Below are 19,995 nucleotides of genomic sequence, written 5' to 3'. Positions count from 1 at the left end.
AAATCTACCCACGCGCCCACTGGCAGGAAAATAAGCGTCGTTTTGACCCCGCCTTCCGGATCATCTTGTGATTGACGATGTTGAACCTGAACAGAGGGCTTGGGACATATGCCGATTTCAGAGCCTACGCAGCGGCGTGCGCCTGTACGCCAAGCGGCTTGAGCATGGCGAATTCCGGGGGCATGGCGCAGTTACGCAACGTCTGGCAGGCCCCCAATAAGCTTGTCCAAGGTCATCGGATAGTGTCGCAGGCGGATGCCGGTTGCGTTATGAATCGCGTTCGCGATCGCTGCCGAAACTCCGCATAGTCCGAGTTCGCCAATACCCTTCGCCTTCATTGGCGAGGAAACTGGATCAGTCTCATCCATGAACACGACTTCCTGGTACGGGATGTCCGCGTGAACCGGCACCTCGTAGCCAGCGAGGTCGTGGTTGACGAAAAACCCGCGACGGGTGTCGACGGCAAGTTCCTCTGACAACGCCAGACCGGCGCCCATCGTCATCGCACCAATCACCTGGCTGCGGGCCGTGATCGGATTGAGAATGCGGCCGGCGGCACATACCGCGAGCATCCGGCGAATCCGCGTCTCGCCCGTGGCAAGGTCGACGCCCACTTCCACAAAATGCGCACCGAAGGTCGATTGCTGATGACTGTCTGAAAGCTTTTCCCACTCGACCGTGTCTTCGGCGACGAGCCCTTCGGAACCCGCCACTTCGGCCAGCGGAACCGAACGCGAACCGGAACGGACCTGACCATCTTCGAAGACGACGTCCTGTTCGTTGAAGCCGAGCTTCTTGACAATAGCGTCCCGAAGCTTGACACAGGCTGCGTAGACGCCTGAGGTCGAGCAGTTCGCGCCGAACTGCCCGCCGGAGCCTGCAGATACGGGAAAGCGAGAATCGCCAAGCTGCACGGCGACCTTATCAATCGGTAGGCCCATCATTTCCGCCGCGGTTTGGGCGATGATCGTGTAGCTCCCGGTGCCTATGTCCGTCATGTCGGTTTCGACGGTGACGACCCCTTCCTTGTCCAGACGGACGCGAGCGCCCGACGGCACCAGAAGGTTGTTGCGGAACGCAGCCGCAACACCGGAACCGATCATCCAGTTGCCTTCGCGACGAGAGCCGGGTTGAGCTTGCCCCGGCCAGCCGAACCGTTCTGCTCCGAGCTTGAGACAACCGACGAGATCGCGATGCGAAAACGGACGTTCGGGCTTTTCCGGATCCACTTGTGTGTCGTTGAGGATACGGAACTGCACTGGGTCCATTCCGAGCTTTTCGGCCATCTCGTCGATGGCGATCTCGAGCGCCATCAGTCCGGGCGCCTCCCCGGGTGCGCGCATGGCGTTGCCCTCGGGAAGGTGCAGCGTCGCCAGCCGCATCGCCGTCATGCGGTTTTCACCGGCATAGAGAAGCCGCGTCTGCATGGCAGCCGTTTCAAGCTGGCCATCGGGCTGATCGCCCGACCAGCTTTCATGGGCGATTGCCGTTATTTTTCCATCGCGAGCTGCACCAATGCGGATGCGCTGGATCGTTGCTGGACGATGCGTCGTGTTGTTGACGAGGAAAGGCCTCGGCAGCGCCACCTTTACAGGCCGCCTTGCTGCCTTCGCGCCGAACGCGGCCAGAACAGCGTCGGCACGCAGGAACAGCTTACCGCCAAAGCCGCCGCCGATGAACGGCGACATGAGGTGGATTTTCTCCTTGTCGACACCAAGCGTCGTTGCAAGGTCGGACCGCCACCAGTCGATCATCTGGCTGGAAGTCCAGACCGTCAGCTCGTCGCCATCCCAGGCGGCGATGGAGGCATTCGGCTCCATCATCGAATGCGACTGGTCCGGCGTTGTGTAGGTCTCGTCCAACGTTACCTCGGCGGACTTGAACGCCCCTTCGAAATCTCCAACGGCGGTATCGGGTGGAGCTCCGCCTGCGTCTTTTGGCTTGACTGCCGAACCCATCGCCTCGGCGAGATCGTAACTACCCTGTTCTTCCGCGTAATCCACCTTTACTAGCGCTGCCGCTGCGCGGGCTTGTTCGAAGGTTTCGGCGACGATCACGGCAATCGCCTGATGATAGTGCTGGATCTCATCGCCACCGAAAAGTATCGCAGTATTGTACTTGCCCTTCTCAATTTTGCCGACGTCAAGCGTCGTTACCACGGCAAGCACGCCCGGCGCGCGTTCGGCAGCTTCGATATTCATCGAGATGATGCGGCCCTTGGCGATGGTCGATCCGACGGGGTAACCGTAGGCATAGGCCAGGTTCGGATCATGCCACTCATAGGCGTACATGGCCCGCCCCGTTGTCTTGAGCTCACCGTCGATGCGGTGAACGGGCTGACCGACGATTTTCAGCTGGTCGATCGGATTGGTCGTTGCGGGTGTATCGAACTTCATGGCAATTACCCCCTCGCTTCGGCGATCACGGCGCCGAGTGTGCGCTCCACCAGATCGATCTTGAACTTGTTCTGCTCGGTCGGACGAGCGCCGTTGAGGAGAGCTTTCGCTGCGACCTTCGCTCCCTTTGAGAGTTCGTCATCCGCAGCTTCCACGCGCCACGGCTTATGAGCAATGCCGCCGATTGCCACCCGGCCAGTACCATCAGGCTGAATGACTGCACCCACAGAGACCAGAGCAAACGCGTAGGAAGCGCGGTCGCGGACCTTGCGGTAGATCTGTTTTCCTCCAGTTGGCGGCGGTAGCACTACTGCGGTGATAAACTCACCCTTTTCCAAAACCGTTTCGATCTCAGGGGTATCGCCCGGCAAGCGATGGAAGTCGGCGATTCGGATTGATCGGCGGCTACCATCGACCTTTACCGTCTCGATAACCGCATCGAGTGCGCGCATGGCAACGGCCATGTCACTGGGATGCGTGGCGATACAGCTATTACTCACACCCACCACGGCGTGCTGGCGACTGAAGCCGCCGATGGCGGAACAGCCACTTCCCGGCGAACGCTTGTTGCAGGGCTGTGCGGTGTCGTAGAAATATGGACATCGTGTTCGCTGCAAGAGGTTACCCGCGGTTGTTGCCCTGTTGCGAAGCTGGCCCGAAGCCCCTGCAAGCAAGGCGCGCGACAGGAGCCCATAATCACGTCGAACAATTGGATCGGCGGCAAGGTCGGTATTGCGAACCATCGCTCCTATGCGCAGGCCTCCCTCAGACGTCTTTTCTATTGTATCGAGCCCGAGACCATTCACATCGATCAGATGTGTCGGCGTCTCGATCTCCAGTTTCATCAAATCGAGGAGATTGGTGCCGCCTGCAATGAACTTTGCTTGCGAGTTCGAAAAGGCGGACCTGGTTGCAGCCTCGATAGATGAGGCCTTTTCGTAGGTGAAGGCTTTCATGCTTTTGTCCCCGCAACTTCGACGATAGCCTCGACAATGTTGGAATAGGCGCCGCAGCGACAGATGTTGCCGCTCATCCTCTCGCGAATTTCGCCCTCACTCACCGATGTCTGCGCGTTAAGATCCAGCGTGACATGGCTCGGAATGTTTGCCGCGATCTCCTCAAGCACCGCCACGGAGGAACAGATTTGTCCCGGCGTACAGTAGCCACACTGGAAGCCGTCAAACTTGACAAACGCCGCCTGCATCGGGTGCAGATTGCCGGGCTGTCCCAGGCCCTCGATCGTCGTCACGTCGTCACCATCATGCATCACGGCAAGCGAGAGGCACGAGTTGATGCGGCGTCCACCGACCAGTACGGTGCAGGCCCCGCATTGACCGTGATCGCAACCCTTCTTGGTTCCGGTCAGGTGAAGGTGTTCGCGCAGTGCGTCGAGAAGGGACGTGCGATTGTCAACATCGAGGTCTCGGACCTGTCCGTTGACCTTCAACGATACGCTTGACGTGTGTTTCATGATTTCTCCTCCTGACTGGGCTGCTGCTCCCCTGGTGACAGTGGTGGCAGCGACGGTCGCGGCCGAAGATATAAGTAAGTTTCGGCGTGAAAGTTCAAATATGCCGGTGCCTGGCATCGCCAGTTCCACTTCATCGATTGGAGAAATCAAAGGTTTCGCATCAAGGGGCGAGAACGCGGATCATTGAAAACTGACCCGTGAACGAATGAGCAGCAGAAGGAGTTCCCGATAGGCCTTGTTCATAGCGCGAAAGGACCGGCTAGGAGATCGAGGCTCCTTCCCGATTGTGGGGCGGGTCAGGACATCGGTTCTTGACACCAAATTCTGGAAGAGCGGTTTTAGCCGTCGTCCCGATCGAGCCGCATGCTCTCGCTTCCTAGGCGGTTCCCGTTAATCTCTGGCAATCGCACTGGCAGATCGAGACCCCTTGTGGAGCGATCTCGGCCCCATGGGTGACCCTCTTGCATTGCATGCGTCACCAATGTGCATATAAGGGCGTTTGGAGAGCTACTCACGCCTCAAGTGCCTCTACGTTATCAAGCACCCGCCGAAGCAAAGACACCAGTGTGTCCACCTCTTCCCGCGATAATCCCTTGGTCATGTCCCGGATTGCCCTGGCGCAAAAAGCGCGGCCAGCTGGCAACCGCGCAAGTGCCGCCTGCGTCAATGATACCAGACTGGACCGCTTGTCTCGCGGATCGGGCTCACGCTTGATCAAGTCATCCCGCTCCATCCGCGCCATGGGGCATCAGCTGCCAAGGACGAAACGGGAGAATGCCAGGGCATTGCGCGCATCCTCGTCCATTTTCGCGAGATCGGCGCCGCCGCTCAGATCGCGCCACACCTTGATGTCGGAGCCGATCGTGCCGCCGGTCTTGACGAAAGGCTCCATGACCACCGCGCCGGTGTAATTGATATCGCGCAGGGCGAGGCCAATTTCGTGCCAGGGCATCCTGCCCTTGCCCGGTACGCGGCGATTACTTTCTCCGGTATGGAAATGCCCCAGCAACGGGCCAGCCGTGCGGATGGCCTCGCCAAAGCTGTCTTCCTCGATATTCATGTGGAACGTATCCAGCATGACTTTCACGTTGTTCTTGCCGACATCCTTGACGAAAGCGACGCCTTCGGCAGCCGTATTGAGCACGTGGTTTTCAAAGCGGTTGAGGACTTCGATGCAAAGGTTGATGCCGAGGTCATTGGCGAAATCGGCAATGCCGTGAATACCTTCCACGCCGCGCGCATAATCGCCTGCCTTGTCGACCGGCTGCGAGTAGTCGATCGGCCAGTAGGAGTGCAGCGCGCCGCCAATCGTATGGATGTCGAGCTTGGCGACATTGGTAAGGGTGCGTTCAAAGAACGCCTTGCCAGCTGCGCGAACCGCGGCATCCTCTGACGACAGGTTTTTCGTTTTCGAAGGGCCGATACCGGCAGTAAGTATGATGCCGTTATCCTTCGCGCTCTGCCTGATGACGGCGAGTTCGGCGTCACTGTATTCATTGATGTGATGAGCGGCTACTTCGATGATATCGAAGCCGAGCTTGGCAACCTTCTCTATATAGGGGCCGAACTTGGCGCTCCACTCATGTTCCCAGTAAGAGTAATAGATGCCGTGTTTCATGGGGGTCTCTTTCGCTTTTCTGTTTTGCTTGACTTTGGGTGGGGAGGCGCAGCCCTTCGGGCCGTTTCACGACGCGGGAGTGCTTCCCGGATTTCCGATGCGAAGGTCCGGCTCCGTGCTTGTGGATGTGATGAAGCGGCCATTGGGGAGATCGTTTTCCTCTACCTTCCGGTTGATCTCCCCCTCGCCGAGACCGAAGCTCCGCCAGCGATCCCGCAGCCGCGCACGCAGATCGTCCTCGTCGACATCAACGAAGACAGTGAGATCGAAGATCGGCTTGAGGCGATCCCATGGCGACTGGCCGGCGAGGAGATAATTGCCCTCGCAGACGATGATATCGACGGATTGCGGGATCAGGCGGCCACCGGCGCGGGCGATCTCGATGGCGCGGTCAAAGACGGGGACGGCAACGACATCGTCCTGATTGGCCTTCAGGCGCTCAAGCATATGGCGCAGGCCGTGAACATCGAACGTATCGATGGCGCCCTTGAAGGGCCGGCGGTTCATCTCCTCAAGCACCGCATCGTCATAATGAAAGCCATCCATGGGGAACAGTGCGGCGGACACGCCTTCGCCCGCGTTCAACGCATCGACCACACGCTCGGCGATGGTTGATTTTCCCGATCCGGGGGCACCGGCAATCGCAACCATCACACGCCGGGCCTTTGACCCTTCCAGTCGCTGAAGAGCAAGGCCCACAATCTCGCGGGCATTATCGTCAATAGTGTTCAAGGTACTTGCCCCGATAATGAGTGCTTTCAGAAAATGCGGTACTGGTTTGCCTTGTCGCGCAGGAATGGCAGTCCCTTGTCGAGAACCTCATCGGCGCTGGGCGCAACCGGGCGCCAGGTTGAAATCGCGCCCGCCACCTCCTTGGGCATCGCGGCGAAGCTTTCGAGCGTCAGCACGCCCTTGAAGCCGATGGCTGCGAGCGCTGAGAACACTTCGTCCCACGCAACGTTTCCGCAGCCCGGCGTGCCGCGGTCGCTTTCCGACATATGCATGTATTTCAGATGGTTGCGGGCGGCGATGATGCCATTGGCAATGCCCTTTTCCTCCATATTCATATGGAACGTATCGAGATGGATGAAGACGTTGTCCGCACCGATGCGCTCCACCAGCGCCACCGCCTGTTCGGCGGAGTTGAGCAGATGGTTCTCGTAGCGGTTGACGGTCTCAATGCCGAATTGCAGGCCGTGTGTTTTTGCGTGGCCGGCAGCCCGCGAAAGCGCCCTTGTCAGGTTGTCATATTCACCCTGTGTCGGCGGAAATCCGGTTCGCTCATTGGTGCCGCCGTAGGTGACACCCGTCAGCGCTTCAGCCCCCATATCGGCGGCCTTGCCGAGCGCGGTGTTCAGATAGTCGATTGCCGCATCGGGACGTATGGACGGCCAGGCGGGCTCCGGCAGCACCAGCGAGCAGACGGCGCGCAATCCGTATTTCTCCAGCAGCGTGCGCGTGTGTTTTGCATCGACGGAGGGGATATCGATAAGCGGAATCTCGATGAAATCCTGACCGTAATCCGCAGCAGCGGCGATAGACCGTCTGGCGTTTTCGTGGTCCCATTTCAGAGACCACATCATTGCGTGAACACCGAAGCCTTTCACGTCATACCTTCTTTCTGAGAGATCCGAAGTAGCTGGAGAACAGGCCGCGCGCCGCCATGACGACAATCATCAGGACACCCCAAAGGGCCGTGGCGAGATGCTGGTTGGCGCCGAGAAGATTAAGGCCGGAGGACAGGAGCTGCAGGACGATGAGCGCGACAAAAACGGGAAGCACACGACCGAAACCGCCAAAGGGATTGATGCCGCCGAGAAAGGCCGCGAGCACCGTGATCAGCAGATAGGACTCTCCGTGGCCGACACGGACGGAATTGAAACGGGCAAGCATGATGATGCCGGCGACCGCGCACATCAGACCCGAGAGCGTGTAGACGAGCACCTGGATCTTGCGCGTGTTGAGGCCGGAATAACGCGCGGCTTCGATATTTGAGCCGATCATCAACAGCCCGAAGCCGAGCTTCGTGCGCGTCAGCAGCACATGCCAGAGCGCCACGCCGACGACGAAAATCAGAAGCGGGATCGGCAGACCGAGAAGCGTGCCATGGCCAAGCGGCGCCATGTAGGCGGGAAACCCTGACACGTCACCGCCGCGCGTCAGAAATTCGCCGAGGCCGCGCAGGAAAATCATCATCGACAGCGTCACCAGAATGGGATGCGCGCGGGTATAAGCGATCGCCGCACCCGTCATGGCACCGGCAGCCCCGCCGGTGACAAATGCAGCAAGGCAGGCGAAGAGAAAGGCGCTCGGCGGTGCATCTACGCCGCCATGGGCCTGGAGTACCCAGGCTGCGGCAAGTCCTGAGAGATTGGCCGCGAAGGTGACGGACAGATTGATCCCCCCCGTCAGCAGTGGCAGCAGCATCGCCAGCGTGAGAAGGCCGAGTTCCGGCAGCTGGAAGGCCACCGAACCGAATGTCGCAAGCGAGAGGAAGTTATCCGCGAACGTTCCGAAGATGAGCATGACTGCGATGAAGGCAATCACCGGTCCAGCCATATCGGCACCGAAAATGGCGTTGAATTTCCTGACAAGGCTGCTCATCACTGGGCGCTCCCCTTTCTCGTGGACGTGCGAAGCGCACTCGGCAAAAGCTTGTCGAACCGGGTGGAAGAGAGGGTGATCGCGATCAGAATGATGGCACCGACGATCATCTTGAAGGCAAAGGGTGACACGCCCATGAGGTTAAGACCGTTCTGGGTGATCGACACCATGAGAACGCCGAGCACGCAGCCGATGACAGAGCCTTTGCCGCCGCCAAGCCGCGCACCGCCGAGGACCGTTGCTGCAAGAACATCCAGCTCGCGGCCATAAAGCGCGTTGGGCACCACTTCCTGCGCATAATGCGCCTGCATAAGACCCGCAATGCCCGCCATCAGGCCGAGCCAGCCGAACGAAATGTAATGCATCGCGCCGATATTGATGCCGAAGCGGCGAGCACCTTCCGGGTTGTCGCCGAAGGCGTAAAGTTTGCGCCCAACAGTGGTGCGCGAAATCATGAACCAGGTTGCAATACAGCAGAGGATCATGACCACGACCGGCAGCGTCAGCTCTACCCATGAACCATCAGGCATTTCATGTTCGTAAAATACCACACGCGTGGACAGCCATTCCGGCAGGTCGTAGATCGACACACCCTTGGTGAAGAACATCAGCAACCCGAAGAAGATGTTGAAGGTGGAGATCGTCGCGACGATTGAAATGATGTTGAGCCGCCAGACGAGGAAAGCGTTGACGAAACCGAGACTAAGGCCTACCGCGCCGGCAATGATGAAACCTTCCGCCCAGTTGCCGCCGCCGAGCGCATTGAGCGCCAGCACCGTCACATATTGGACGACGGAAGCGGCGACCGCGAAGGAAATGTCGATACCGCCCGAGATCAGCACCACAAGCAGGCCGACCGCAAAGATGATGTTGACCGCAGAGACATTCAGTACATCGAAGGCGTTTGAGATGGTGAGGAACCGGTCGGTGGCGAAGGACAGTCCCGTGCAAAGCAGCACCATGACCACAAGCAGCGTAAATTCGGTCGTATGTCCGAGGATGAGCCTACGCATAGATGGCGGCCTCCAGTTCAGTCAACGACAGGCGTCGCGGATCATAGGTGGCGTGAAACCGGCCTTCGACCATGTGGATGACCCTGTCTGTATTGAAATAAACTTCCGGCGGCTCGTCGGAGATCACGATGATCGAGAGACCTTCTGCGGCGAGCTTGCGGACGATTTCGAAGATGCCGGCGCGGGCGCCGACATCGACCCCCACGGTCGGCGCGTCGAGAATGAGGATTTTCGGCCCGATCGCCAGCCACTTGGCGATCGCCACACGCTGCTGGTTGCCGCCCGAAAGCGTTCGGATCGGGTCTTCGGGCAGGCCGATCTTCACCCCGAGCGCAGAAATCCAGCGGGAAACGACATCCGCCTTTTTCGACGGTGAGATCAGGCCGCCGCGCAGCAGCCGGTCGAGCGAGGCCATGACCAGATTGTCGGCAATGGATTGCGGCTGGTTGAGACCAAGCGAAAGCCGGTCCTCGGAAAGATAGGCTACGCCTGCCCGGATCGCATCGCGGTTGGAATGAAAATCCACCTTCTTTCCATCGATGAGGATTTCACCCGATTGCGGCCGATGCATGCCGAACAGCGTCAAAGCCAGTTCCGTGCGGCCGGCTCCCAGTAGGCCCGTTATGCCAAGCGTTTCGCCCCGCCGCAGATCGAACGAAACATCCTCGAACTCGCCGGCACGGCTCAGCCCGCGCACCGAGAGAACGACGGGTTTGTCATCGTGATCGGCGGCAATGACGGCACTGTCGAAATTGCGGCCGGTCATCAGCTCGGTCACCCGTGACTGGGTCATGCCTTCAACGGGAAAGACACCGACAAGCGAGCCATCCCGCAAAACGGTTATGCGGTCTGAAATCTCAAGCACTTCCGCAAGGCGGTGCGAGACGAAGACAACCGCGACACCCGAGGCCGACAGGTTGCGGACGATGTCGATCAGGTAATCCGTTTCCGACTGCGTGAGCGACGCGGTCGGTTCGTCCATGAAAACGAGCCGTGCCTCACCGACCAGCGCGCGGGCAATCGCCACGATCTGACGCTGGGCGATGGGCAGTTCCTTGAGCGGCCTGTCGAGATCGATCTCGACGCCGAGCCGGGCCAACGCCTTTTCGGCAGCCTGCTCGATGGCGCGCTTGTCGACCAGCCCGTATTTTGCATTCACCGCGTACTGGAAGCCGATATTTTCAGCCACCGTCATTTCATCGAACAGCGCCAGATCCTGCCAGATCACCTGAATGCCAAGCGATTGCGCAAGCGTTGGGGTCATTGCGGCTATCGGCTTGCCGTCGAAATAGAGTTCAGCATCACTTTGGGGCGTGTAAACGCCCGTTATGACCTTGATCAGCGTGCTCTTGCCGCAGCCGTTTTCGCCGGCAAGGCAATGCACTTCACCCGGGTTGACCTCGAAAGAAACACCCTTCAGCGCGCGAACACCGCCGAAGGTGACTTTGACATTTTTGAGGGACAGGAGCGGTTCTGCGCTCATGATAACGTAAATCTCCTTCGCCGCGGCAGCATTGCAGACGGGGCGCTCGGCATGTTTTCCAGATGAGGCGTCGCGCGAGTATGAAACCTCGCGCGACGCCCTGGCCTTGGGGAGGATCAGAGGCCCATGGAAACGAGCTTGTCGATGCTTTCCTTGTCGATCTTCAGAAGCTGATCGACGACGATGGTGTTGCCCTCGGGATTGATGGTGCCGAGACCTTCGATATTGTCGCCGGCCTTGGGTGTCTCACCCTTGGCGATGCGATCCGCGAGCGTGATGAAGACCTCACCGGCCTGCTTCGGGTTCCACATGAAGCCGCCCGTCAGCGCCCCCGACTTGATGAGCTTGGCGCCCTGCCCCGGCGAGAACGGGCCGATGACGAAGACCTTGCCATCCTTGCGCCGCTCTTCAACCGCACGCCCGGCTCCGATCGGTCCCTGCGAGCCGAAGGCGAGGAAACCGCTCAGGTCAGCATTGGCGGACATAAGGTCAAGCGCCGTCGAGCGGCTCTTGTCGAGGTCCTCCGCCACGCCGTAGCGATCGCCGACGAGCTTCATGTCAGGGTAGTTCGCCTTGATATAGGCGATGGCGGCATCGGCCCAGGCATTGTGAAGCGGAACGGTGAGAGAACCGACGAACACGGCATAGGAGCCCTTGCCGCCCATCTTCTCCGCCAGCAGCTTGCCATGCGCTTCACCAAAACCCTTGGCGGAGGCGAGTTCGAAATCCCAGTCGGCACCGAGCTGCTTGGGCGATTCGTGGGTAATGACCTTGATACCGGCGGCCTGGGCTTTTTTCAGCACCGGCTCCAGCACCTTGGCATCATTCGGCACGACGCCGATGAAATCGACCTTCTGGGCGATCAGGTCCTCGATGGCGCGGACCTGCAGGGCGGGATCGGCGCTAGTCGGGCCGACCATGAAACCGTCAACGCCGAGCTTCTTGCTCTGCTCCTTGATCCCGGCCTCCATGGCGTTGAACCACGGAATGCCGCCGATCTTGACGACGACGCCCACCTTCGGCCCTTCGGCAAAGGCTGCGGACGAGAGCAGCGCGAGCGACAGACCAACCGCTGCAGCAATAATTTTCTTCATGATGTTCCTCCTCAAAAAACAGGCAAACGAAACCCGCCGCAGCCATTTTTCATCTGGCGCGTTCAAAATTTCTCATCTCGCTTATTCGAGACTCTCCCTTGCCACTCCCACAGCAACCATCTTGCACAATCGATATTGCCAACTTGCACAATCGATGGTGCAATAACCATATCATGAAGCTCCCTTCCGTCAAGGGGACGCCTACTCTAATAATTAGAATCAGTTGGGGAGATCACAATGACGGGCATGAGTTCCAAGAAGGCCACTATATACGACTTGTCGATATTGTCCGGCGCATCAGCGTCGACGGTCAGCGCCGTCCTGAATGGATCATGGCGAAAAAGGCGGATTTCCGAGGAAACGGCCAACAAAATTCTATCGCTCGCCAAGACGCACCGCTACACCGCCAACCTGCAGGCGAGAGGTTTGAGGAGCTCGAAATCCGGACTTATTGGCCTACTGGTCCCGATTTATGACAACCGGTTCTTTTCCTCGATGGCACAAACATTCGAGGGACAGGCACGCAAGCGCGGCCTTTCGCCGATGGTTGTATCGGGGCGGCGCGATCCTGAAGAAGAACGCCGCACGGTGGAGACCCTGATCGCCTATTCGATCGATGCACTCTTCATCGCGGGCGCGACCGATCCCGACGGCGTGCACCAGGTCTGCGCCCGCGCAGCACTGCCGCATGTCAATATTGACCTTCCCGGCAAATTTGTACCCTCGGTCATTTCCGACAACAGACATGGTGCGGAAATATTGACATCGGCAATCCTTGCCCATGCGGAAAAACACGGACCTCTCGGCCCTGACGACGTCATCCTGTTCGGCGGTCATGACGACCACGCCAGCCGCGCCCGTATAGATGGCTTCCACGCCACCAAGGCCGCCTATTTCGGGGTCGATAACGGGGACGATATCGAAATCACCGGCTATTCACCACGCATGACGGAACTCGCTTTCGAACGTTTCTTTGAACGCAAAGGCCGCCTGCCCCGCTGCTTCTTCGTCAATTCATCGATCAATTTCGAAGGATTGCTGCGCTTCATGGGGCGCCATGACGGCGAGGCGTTTGGCGATATCGTTGTCGGCTGTTTTGACTACGACCCCTTCGCATCGTTCCTTCCGTTCCCGGTCTACATGATCAAGCCCGATATAGCGCAAATGCTCAACAAGGGGTTCGAACTTCTGGCAGAGAACCGGACCGAACCCGAAGTCACCATTATCGAACCGACGCTCATTTCGCCGCGAACCGCTCTCGAAGGTCCGCTCGACGACATATGGGACCCCCTGGCATTGCGCCGCATGGCGCGATGAACATGCGTAATGCCACGTGACCTCAACGGTCGGCGCGTCGCGATAGATTTCAATCGGCTGGAGCACTGGAGCGCCATGGCTGACGAATGCACCCTCGGCGACCGCCTGGTGATCGGCGCAAGATGGACGTCGAGGCTGTTTTCATCCACGAGTATCTCCTTTCGCCCCGCAGATCAGTCGGCAACCTCTCGTAAACTCGACAAGATGACCGCCGCTTTCGCATACGGAATCCGACCTGCCGAAAGCCCGACGAAACCGCAGTTCGCTTCAGCGGTCTGGCTTTTCCGGGTGCATTCCACGTCCATACATTCACCGGCGCTGTGGTCTGGGTGTTCCTGATTTCGCTGGCAGAATGTACCTTTGGTCATATCGACTACTATTCTGTCCGGCAGAAAACCATGTTCATCAAGGAGATCTGCATAGGCATCGGTGCGGCGTTGACTGTCGGGCTCATGCGCTGGGTATCGTTTTCGTTCAGCGCCATATTCGTCGCTGTGATCGGCATTCTCTTGACCCTGACATGGTGGCTCCTGATGCGGCGCGAGTTGCGCGCGTTCGACTAGAGGGATGCATATGCATCTGAACCGCAGAAGGAACGTCGAATGAAGTTGGCTACATAATGATCTATGTCGCGGACGAGCCGGTCACGATCGAAATTTATGGAGACGCTTCCAACGATCCGTCTGGCAATTCGATATCGGTTTCCAGTCGCGCTTTCCGATTGATGGATTGATCGATAGAGGCCCGAGCTAATCTTGCCTGCCCTTCGGCCGCATTGACGGTCACGTTCACAAGCTCTGATTCGCAGGCGACCGCGCGCGGCGGGCAGAATTTGATGTTTCAAGTGGCATTTTCGAATACATCTGCCTCACTCTGGGTCGTGAAGGTGAACGTCACCAGTTCGCTGTCATCGTCCTGCCGGAGACCCATGGCAGTTACAATCAAACGCGCGATCTCGTCCTGTGCTTCACTTCCCGAGCGGTACGACCCCACCGCCTTCTCGATGGCGGGGCCGAAAACCTCGCTGATTACACCGAGGCGCATATTGTATTTCATGATGATGTCGCGGTCCTCGATGATCGCTGCCTGTTCGGCCTTTGGGATGCCGGCGTTCTCCATGGCGGTTATCGTTGCGTTCGTCGCGAGCTTGATCGGACCTTCTTCCAGCCAGCGATCAACCATCTGATGGAACTGGCGCATCCGCTCGGCAGGAATTGTTCTCTGTACAGTGATCGACATCCGGATTCCTTTGTCAGCTCTCATGCGAATACACTTTTTGCTTCGCTTCAGCTGCGACGCGAGGCGCTACCCTGATAGTCAAAACACGTCGGGAATTCCAGATGGAGTCCACGCAGAACCGGTTCGTCAGACGGTCGCATCGGGTAAAGCAATCGAGGAGCGTGAAGATGCCTCGCTCTACAAGGAAAACTTCAGGCCTTTCTTCCTACCGCACTCCCACGAGGAAGCTCCGTGAGCTGTTCCTAAACTCAAGACCTGCGTTGATCGTCCTTGAATGCGCCATGGTCTTCGAAGACCCCAATGGCTCCACGCTGTTGCAAGACGTACTGACTTTCAGCAAGTATTTCGCGATACCTCTGGACCTTTGCGGCGCCCATCCTGCGCAAATCGACCCTTGATGGAGGTGCTGACTGGACTGGAAAAACGGCTTCGTTTTCCAGAAGGTCCAGCAGAAGATTACGCATGACCGCGTTTTCCTCTCGCAGCTCCGCCAGTTCGATAACCTTTCCGCTCGATTCAAACCGCCTTGCGATCGCTTTGTCGATTTCGCGTTCGACAAGGAGAGCCTTGGCGGCGAAATACCGACAGGCAAAGAATGTTACCGCGAGCGCGCACAACGCGAAAATAACGTAGATCATTCCGACCTCCAGGTTACCCCTGAAATCGATACTCTGCCGCCGGTTTTCAATACGGATTCGGGCCACTCGACTGAAAAATCACATGCTCCTGAAACCCGCAACTTGTGAATTGCGAAGACGGCCTCACTCCGAGATTGCAACCCTCGGGCGCTCCGCCGTCAGACGCTTCGTGATCTCGTCACCATGAAAGGTAGGTCGCTTTTCTCACAGGATATGCGAAAGGCTCACCATTCTCAAAAACGAAACCCTTGCGATACATGCAACTGCGCACGTGGGCGGAGCCATAGGCACCTGCATAGAAACCCACGTCGCCATATGATGGGTAACGTTCGAAACTGCATCTGTCGAGGGCTGCCTGATAGGCCATCTCCAGTACATGGTTACCCGTCACCGGAACGGTACCGTAAAGATGCAATTGGGTCCGCGCTTCCGCCGCTGCCGCCGTAAAGGTAACGCTTAGAACCACGCTTAAAGCCAGCTTGAGTCTCATGACGCGCCTCCAGAGAAATTATTGTGACGAGCAACGGGGATTTTGCCCTGTTTGTTCCCTCAATCAGAAGTTTCTCCCACATTGTGCTGGCGCGGCTTCCATTATGTCCCGGCCGGAAGTCTATGCCACCTTCCATTCCGCGAAGGTCGACCCAGGCCCGCGGCCACGATTAATGCTGCGTGATAACAACAGAACGTTCCGTAACGTTGGAGGGACAGCCTCTCGAAATCGCTGGAGGCACCATGTTTGGTGCGATTGCCTAGCGAAGGAACCCATCCCGATCGAACTCTCCCCATCCACGAAGGTCGGCCGCACCTTCGTCGACCTTTTGACCCGCCTTTTCTCCCGGTTTCATCTTCTTTTTGAGCGATCGAGCCAGCCGCCTCTGATAGGCGGCTTTCTGTCGTTTCTCTGCCTTCGCCTCAGCGTCCTCCACCCGCCACTCTTCCACGACCCCGCGATCGAGAAGGTCCTCAACCACCTTCGGATCGAAGACATGGAAGGTGATGCGCCGGGCACGGCCGTTCAGCCGCACGGTTCTCGTCCCGGCGCTCTTGAGACGCCCATCCGCGAGCCAGCGATGTCGCTCGCTCGTCTTGATGGCGAGGATGTCCTGTATCTCGCGCGGGATCACCGGAAGAGTTTCGGCTTCCATCATCACGCCGGCCACGGTCCTCGCAGCGGCGTCGAAGGCGTTTTTGTCGCGGGCTGGCATCGCGAGCGTGATCTCGTTGCCCTCCAGGCTGATCGCTTTCTTCAAAGCCGCAGGCAGTCGGGCCTGCATTTCCTGCAGAATGCCTTTCGCTCGCACGGACGATCCCAGCGTCACCGCAGGCGACAACATCCACGTCCTGATCAGTTCGATATCGCTCTTCTCGAGTTTCCGCATCTCTCCTAGATAGTGCCGATCTCCTCTCGTTCAACGAGGTGAACTGTTCGGCGACCGCAGATCCGAACCAGCCTACGATTATCGGAAACGTCCTGCTTAGCGGGGGTATGGCTCTGCGGCCATCGCGATATCAGCGATGATTTGCCCTGTTGTCATAAAGAAGCGCAGCGGCCTCGACCTTATCGCCATTAGCTACTGCCCATGAGCACAGGGCCTCAAACGGTTGCCGCAGAGAATGGCCCAGAGGGGTGATCGCGTATTCTACACCCACCGGCTGGGTCGGCAGGACGGTCCTCGTCACAAGACCGTTCCGCTCAAGCCTCTTTAGAGCATCGGCCAAGGCCTTGTGGGTGATACCGTCGAGACGGCGCTTGATCTCGTTGAAGCGCGAGGGCCTGGGACAAATCACCGTCAGGATCAGGATTGTCCATTTGTCCGCGATCTTGTCGAGCACGGGGCGAACCTGCGCCATGTCTCTAAGGGCGCACTGAGAAAGTGCTTCAAGGTCAGTATACTCGTCCATATCTAGGCTACTTAAGGTGCGTAATTGATACCAGATATCTAATGTATATCATGCAGCGACCATCAATTGAAAGGACTTACGATGGCTCGGATGAGTAACAAGGTTGCCCTGATTGTCGGGGGCGCCAAGGGTATCGGCTTGGCAATTGCAGAGCGGCTTTCGGCCGAAGGAGCGATGGTCTTCATCACCAGTCGCCGAAGCGAAGATGCCAAAAGGGCGGCAACTGCCATCGGTCATGGTGCGGTCGGCATTGTCGCCGATGCCGCGCTCCCCGAAGATATGCGGGAGGCGGTCGAAAAAGTGAGAAGGGAACACGGCCGTATCGACGCGCTGGTCTTGAACGCCGGTCTTTCCGAGCCCGCCCAGATCACGGAGATAACGCCTGAACACTTTGACCGCCACTTCGACGTTAACGTTCGAGGAATGGTCTTCGGCTTCCAGGCGGCTCTGCCGGCGATGAGGGACGGCGGCTCAGTCGTCCTCGTCGGATCAATTGCAGACAGCGGCGGCTATGCTTCCTATGGCACATATGCTGCGACCAAGGCAGCCGTGCGTTCCTATGCACGAACCTGGACTGCAGAACTGGTATCCAAGGGTATACGCGTTAACGTCGTCGCACCGGGCCCAACCGATACGGAAATGATGGCTGCGGTTCAGCCAGACATGCGCGCGGCCATTGTCGCTCCGATCCCGATGGGACGGATGGCGCAACCCGCCGAGGTGGCTGCAGCTGCCTTGTTCCTGTTAAGCGATGAGGCGAGTTACATCGCCGGTGCCGAACTGTGCATCGATGGCGGCTTGCGGCAGGTCTGAGCCAGAATTCGAAACGCTGTACCCGATCTGGAATGACCGGGTACAGCAAACGCTCGACAGAGAAGCGACGGATCGCAATTTCGCTGATTACAGGCCCGCCTCAGCCATCCATAGCGCTGCGTCTGCACCTGCCGGTATGCGCAGTGGCGCAGACGGATCGGTGGCAGCCTTCCAGATCGCTTCCGCGACATCGCGCGCGTGGGTCACAGGGCCCTTGTCGTCCTGAACATTCCTGACGAACTGGTGCAAAAGAGGCGCATAGTCCGCATCGTCCATGCCGCGCAGGTGTGGGCGGGCACTGGCGCCAAAACTCGTTTCCGGCGAACGTCCGGGCAAAACGATGTGGACGCGAACGCCGAAGGGCTCCATTTCAATCGCAAGGGACTCGCTGAGCGCATTCACTGCGGCCTTGCTGGCGCGATAAACCCCGATGACCGGTAGCGGTTTCAGTGTGACCGAGGACGTAACGTTGATAATGACGCCAGCCCGGCGACGACGCATTTGCGGGCCGAGGGCCTGGATCATCGCCAGAGTGCCTATCGTGTTCGTCTGAAAGAGTGCCTGTGCGGTCTGGGATGCAGTCAGTTCGACAGGAGATGGTGCTCCGAACCCGGCGTTATTGACGAGAACATCGATCTGACCCGTTGCCTTCACAAGCTGTGAGATGCTGTCCGGGACGGTGACATCGAGTGCTAGAACACGCAGACGCCGCGACGCTGGGAGTAAGCTTTCGTCGGGCGTTCTCATCGTGGCGATCACGTCCCAGCCTTTTTCAAGGAACAGTTTTGCAGTTTCCAGGCCAAAGCCCGAGGAACAACCGGTTATCAGAATTGCGGGCATTATTTTCTCCATAAGTGGCTGTGTCATTATGGTAGCGACCCGAAGGGAGACTTTATATGTTCCAGGCTCCTCATTTCTTTAGTAATAGTCCTGGATATGACAACAGACCCGCTCACCGAGATCGTCACACTCCTGCAACCCGCCGCCCGGGCTTCGAAACTGGTGGAGTGCGCCGGTGCATGGCGTATACGTCGTGACGGCACAGGCGAGCCGTTTTATTGTGCCATCCTGGAAGGGCAATGCCGGGTCACTTTCGGTGGCCGACAAACGTTTATCCTGCAGGCCGGAGACTTCATTCTCGCGCCTGCCATGCGCGATCTCGTCAATGAAAGCTCCAACGCCACAGCCGACTTGCCGGCAACGGTCCCGACAAAGATCAATGAGGGACATTTTCGTGTGGGACCACATGACGGCCCACCCGCGCTACGAATGCGTATCGGACATTGCAGCTTCGGCACGCCGGATGCGGCCCTGCTCGTTTCTTTGTTGCCGGACGTGATTCTGGTTCGCGACAAACCCCGGCTTGCGACGTTGATGCAGTTGATCGACGAGGAGACGCAGGAACGGCGCGCAGCGCGCGAACCGGTTCTGGAACGACTTATCGAGGTGCTGTTGATCGAGGCACTACGGTCCTCAACCGACACCAATTCTGCACAGGGCCTCGGCAGAGGGCTTGGTGATGAGCGCCTTTCGGCGGCACTTCGGGCTATGCATGACCGTCCCGGCCATCCCTGGACCGTCGTTGATCTCGCTAAAGAGGCGGCGCTCTCCCGTTCGGCATTTTTTGCGCGCTTCAACCGAATAGTCGGGGTTGCGCCGATGGAATACCTGCTGACATGGCGTATGGCATTGGCAAGGCAGTTCTTGCGGAGTGGTGATCTCGCAATCGACGATGTAGCCGAGCGGGTGGGATATGGATCAGCAAGTACGTTCAGCGTGGCTTTTGCCCGACGCACCGGCATCCCTCCTGCTCGATACGCCCGTATGGCCGCACAGAACGGCGAGGCAGGAAACAACCGATTGCTACGGCCACTGACAGAATTATAACAATGCAGTTGGCCTATCGACAATACGCCCGACCAGCGCTTTCAAACTGGCGCAGCGATTCCAACGATGATCGACTAAACTCTGGACTCCGGTGGCTGACATCCGCCGAGTTCTTCGCTCAGACAATCAACCCGCGACGTGACGTGATGAGGTGCTGCGATAATGGATCCGCACCTCAACCCGCCGTTACCGTCCAGAATACAGCAACCCAAACCGCTGGAGCGAACTCAAAACTGGACAAAGTCTGGGGACAGGGTCAAAGGTCATGGAGGTTAAGAGATCGACACGCAACAGAAACACAAAAAGCTCCTCGACGCTGACGCGGAGGAGCTTTGTTAAGACGAGAATTTTGCCTTCTTGATCGTAGCTGTTTAGCGCGCTGGATCGTAGTTTTTTTGGCTATTGTGGGATACTGTAGCGTAGGGTTTTGGTTGCGGGGGCAGGATTTGAACCTGCGGCCTTCAGGTTATGAGCCTGACGAGCTACCGGGCTGCTCCACCCCGCGTCCAGCGCATTCGGC

20 protein-coding genes, 1 tRNA gene and 2 pseudogenes are annotated in these 19,995 nt (G+C 58.3%); 5 read left to right on the top strand and 18 right to left on the bottom strand.

Annotation, left to right across the window (positions count from 1 at the left end):
- Positions 1–191: 191 nt before the first annotated feature.
- The 11 genes and pseudogenes from paoC to BLU28_RS24820 form a co-directional block, all read right to left on the bottom strand.
- Positions 192–2,396, bottom strand: a complete 2,205-nt coding sequence (paoC, locus tag BLU28_RS24870; RefSeq protein ID WP_077985889.1) for an aldehyde oxidoreductase molybdenum-binding subunit PaoC — start codon at positions 2,394–2,396, stop codon at positions 192–194.
- A 5-nt stretch (positions 2,397–2,401) separates the two neighbouring features.
- Positions 2,402–3,352 (bottom strand): FAD binding domain-containing protein, encoded by a 951-nt coding sequence (locus BLU28_RS24865; RefSeq protein WP_022563240.1) that lies wholly within the window; start codon positions 3,350–3,352, stop codon positions 2,402–2,404.
- Positions 3,349–3,984, bottom strand: coding sequence for an aldehyde dehydrogenase iron-sulfur subunit PaoA (gene paoA / locus BLU28_RS24860; protein WP_034497711.1), 636 nt, complete (start codon positions 3,982–3,984; stop codon positions 3,349–3,351). The genes BLU28_RS24865 and paoA overlap by 4 nt, the downstream gene beginning before the upstream one ends.
- Before the next feature lie 262 nt (positions 3,985–4,246).
- Positions 4,247–4,339: pseudogene (locus BLU28_RS26695) on the bottom strand (GFA family protein); the annotation flags it as partial.
- 276 nt (positions 4,340–4,615) lie between these two features.
- Positions 4,616–5,485, bottom strand: coding sequence for a D-psicose 3-epimerase (locus tag BLU28_RS24850; RefSeq protein ID WP_022563244.1), 870 nt, complete (start codon positions 5,483–5,485; stop codon positions 4,616–4,618).
- Between the two features lie 66 nt (positions 5,486–5,551).
- A complete protein-coding gene (locus BLU28_RS24845; RefSeq protein ID WP_022563245.1) occupies positions 5,552–6,217 on the bottom strand; it encodes a nucleoside triphosphate hydrolase in 666 nt (221 codons plus the stop codon).
- A 26-nt stretch (positions 6,218–6,243) separates the two neighbouring features.
- Positions 6,244–7,092, bottom strand: coding sequence for a sugar phosphate isomerase/epimerase family protein (locus tag BLU28_RS24840; protein ID WP_022563246.1), 849 nt, complete (start codon positions 7,090–7,092; stop codon positions 6,244–6,246).
- A 1-nt stretch (position 7,093) separates the two neighbouring features.
- Positions 7,094–8,089 carry an ABC transporter permease gene (locus tag BLU28_RS24835; RefSeq protein ID WP_077985890.1) on the bottom strand — a complete coding sequence of 332 codons (996 nt, stop codon included), beginning with the start codon at positions 8,087–8,089 and terminating at the stop codon, positions 7,094–7,096.
- Positions 8,089–9,102 carry an ABC transporter permease gene (locus BLU28_RS24830; protein WP_006697919.1) on the bottom strand — a complete coding sequence of 338 codons (1,014 nt, stop codon included), beginning with the start codon at positions 9,100–9,102 and terminating at the stop codon, positions 8,089–8,091. The genes BLU28_RS24835 and BLU28_RS24830 overlap by 1 nt, the downstream gene beginning before the upstream one ends.
- A complete protein-coding gene (locus BLU28_RS24825; protein ID WP_064263709.1) occupies positions 9,095–10,585 on the bottom strand; it encodes a sugar ABC transporter ATP-binding protein in 1,491 nt (496 codons plus the stop codon). Before BLU28_RS24825 ends, BLU28_RS24830 begins: the two co-directional genes overlap by 8 nt.
- A 116-nt stretch (positions 10,586–10,701) precedes the next feature.
- Entirely contained in the window at positions 10,702–11,679 is a 978-nt protein-coding gene (locus BLU28_RS24820; RefSeq protein ID WP_003521644.1) for a substrate-binding domain-containing protein, read from the bottom strand.
- Positions 11,680–11,916: 237 nt separating this feature from the next.
- Here BLU28_RS24820 and BLU28_RS24815 point away from each other — a divergent pair, with 237 nt between their 5' ends.
- Together BLU28_RS24815 and BLU28_RS26455 are read left to right on the top strand one after the other, a co-directional pair.
- Positions 11,917–12,996, top strand: coding sequence for a LacI family DNA-binding transcriptional regulator (locus tag BLU28_RS24815; protein ID WP_022563250.1), 1,080 nt, complete (start codon positions 11,917–11,919; stop codon positions 12,994–12,996).
- Between the two features lie 398 nt (positions 12,997–13,394).
- On the top strand, positions 13,395–13,559 hold the full coding sequence (locus BLU28_RS26455) for a hypothetical protein (protein WP_158454200.1): 165 nt from the start codon (positions 13,395–13,397) through the stop codon (positions 13,557–13,559).
- Positions 13,560–13,836: 277 nt separating this feature from the next.
- Here BLU28_RS26455 and BLU28_RS24805 read toward each other — a convergent pair whose 3' ends face one another.
- The 5 genes from BLU28_RS24805 to BLU28_RS24785 all read right to left on the bottom strand — a co-directional run bounded on the left by BLU28_RS24805 (position 13,837) and on the right by BLU28_RS24785 (position 16,775).
- Positions 13,837–14,235: a hypothetical protein gene (locus BLU28_RS24805; protein ID WP_022563252.1), complete on the bottom strand. Its 399-nt coding sequence runs from the start codon at positions 14,233–14,235 to the stop codon at positions 13,837–13,839.
- A gap of 248 nt (positions 14,236–14,483) precedes the next feature.
- Positions 14,484–14,873 (bottom strand): hypothetical protein, encoded by a 390-nt coding sequence (locus tag BLU28_RS24800; RefSeq protein ID WP_022563254.1) that lies wholly within the window; start codon positions 14,871–14,873, stop codon positions 14,484–14,486.
- A 178-nt stretch (positions 14,874–15,051) separates the two neighbouring features.
- Positions 15,052–15,363, bottom strand: a complete 312-nt coding sequence (locus BLU28_RS24795; protein WP_022563255.1) for a hypothetical protein — start codon at positions 15,361–15,363, stop codon at positions 15,052–15,054.
- Between the two features lie 259 nt (positions 15,364–15,622).
- Positions 15,623–16,252, bottom strand: coding sequence for a hypothetical protein (locus tag BLU28_RS24790; protein WP_022563257.1), 630 nt, complete (start codon positions 16,250–16,252; stop codon positions 15,623–15,625).
- A 130-nt stretch (positions 16,253–16,382) separates the two neighbouring features.
- Positions 16,383–16,775, bottom strand: coding sequence for a winged helix-turn-helix transcriptional regulator (locus BLU28_RS24785; RefSeq protein WP_022563258.1), 393 nt, complete (start codon positions 16,773–16,775; stop codon positions 16,383–16,385).
- 81 nt (positions 16,776–16,856) lie between these two features.
- Between BLU28_RS24785 and BLU28_RS24780 the strand changes: the two genes are divergently transcribed.
- Positions 16,857–17,588, top strand: a complete 732-nt coding sequence (locus tag BLU28_RS24780; protein ID WP_077985892.1) for an SDR family NAD(P)-dependent oxidoreductase — start codon at positions 16,857–16,859, stop codon at positions 17,586–17,588.
- Between the two features lie 87 nt (positions 17,589–17,675).
- Here the strand turns inward: BLU28_RS24780 and BLU28_RS24775 are convergent, their stop codons facing one another.
- Positions 17,676–18,428 (bottom strand): SDR family oxidoreductase, encoded by a 753-nt coding sequence (locus tag BLU28_RS24775; RefSeq protein ID WP_022563260.1) that lies wholly within the window; start codon positions 18,426–18,428, stop codon positions 17,676–17,678.
- A 96-nt stretch (positions 18,429–18,524) separates the two neighbouring features.
- Here BLU28_RS24775 and BLU28_RS24770 point away from each other — a divergent pair, with 96 nt between their 5' ends.
- A complete protein-coding gene (locus BLU28_RS24770; protein ID WP_022563261.1) occupies positions 18,525–19,475 on the top strand; it encodes an AraC family transcriptional regulator in 951 nt (316 codons plus the stop codon).
- Positions 19,476–19,498: 23 nt separating this feature from the next.
- Positions 19,499–19,713 (top strand): annotated as a pseudogene (locus BLU28_RS24765) (IS3 family transposase); the annotation flags it as partial.
- Between the two features lie 190 nt (positions 19,714–19,903).
- Here BLU28_RS24765 and BLU28_RS24760 read toward each other — a convergent pair.
- A tRNA-Met gene (locus BLU28_RS24760) sits at positions 19,904–19,980 on the bottom strand.
- Between the last annotated feature and the right edge of the window lie 15 nt (positions 19,981–19,995).

The organism is Agrobacterium pusense (assembly GCF_900102105.1).
Taxonomy (GTDB): domain Bacteria; phylum Pseudomonadota; class Alphaproteobacteria; order Rhizobiales; family Rhizobiaceae; genus Agrobacterium; species Agrobacterium pusense.
Note: the sequence above shows the minus strand (reverse complement) of the source record. Positions and strands in the feature narration are given on the sequence as shown.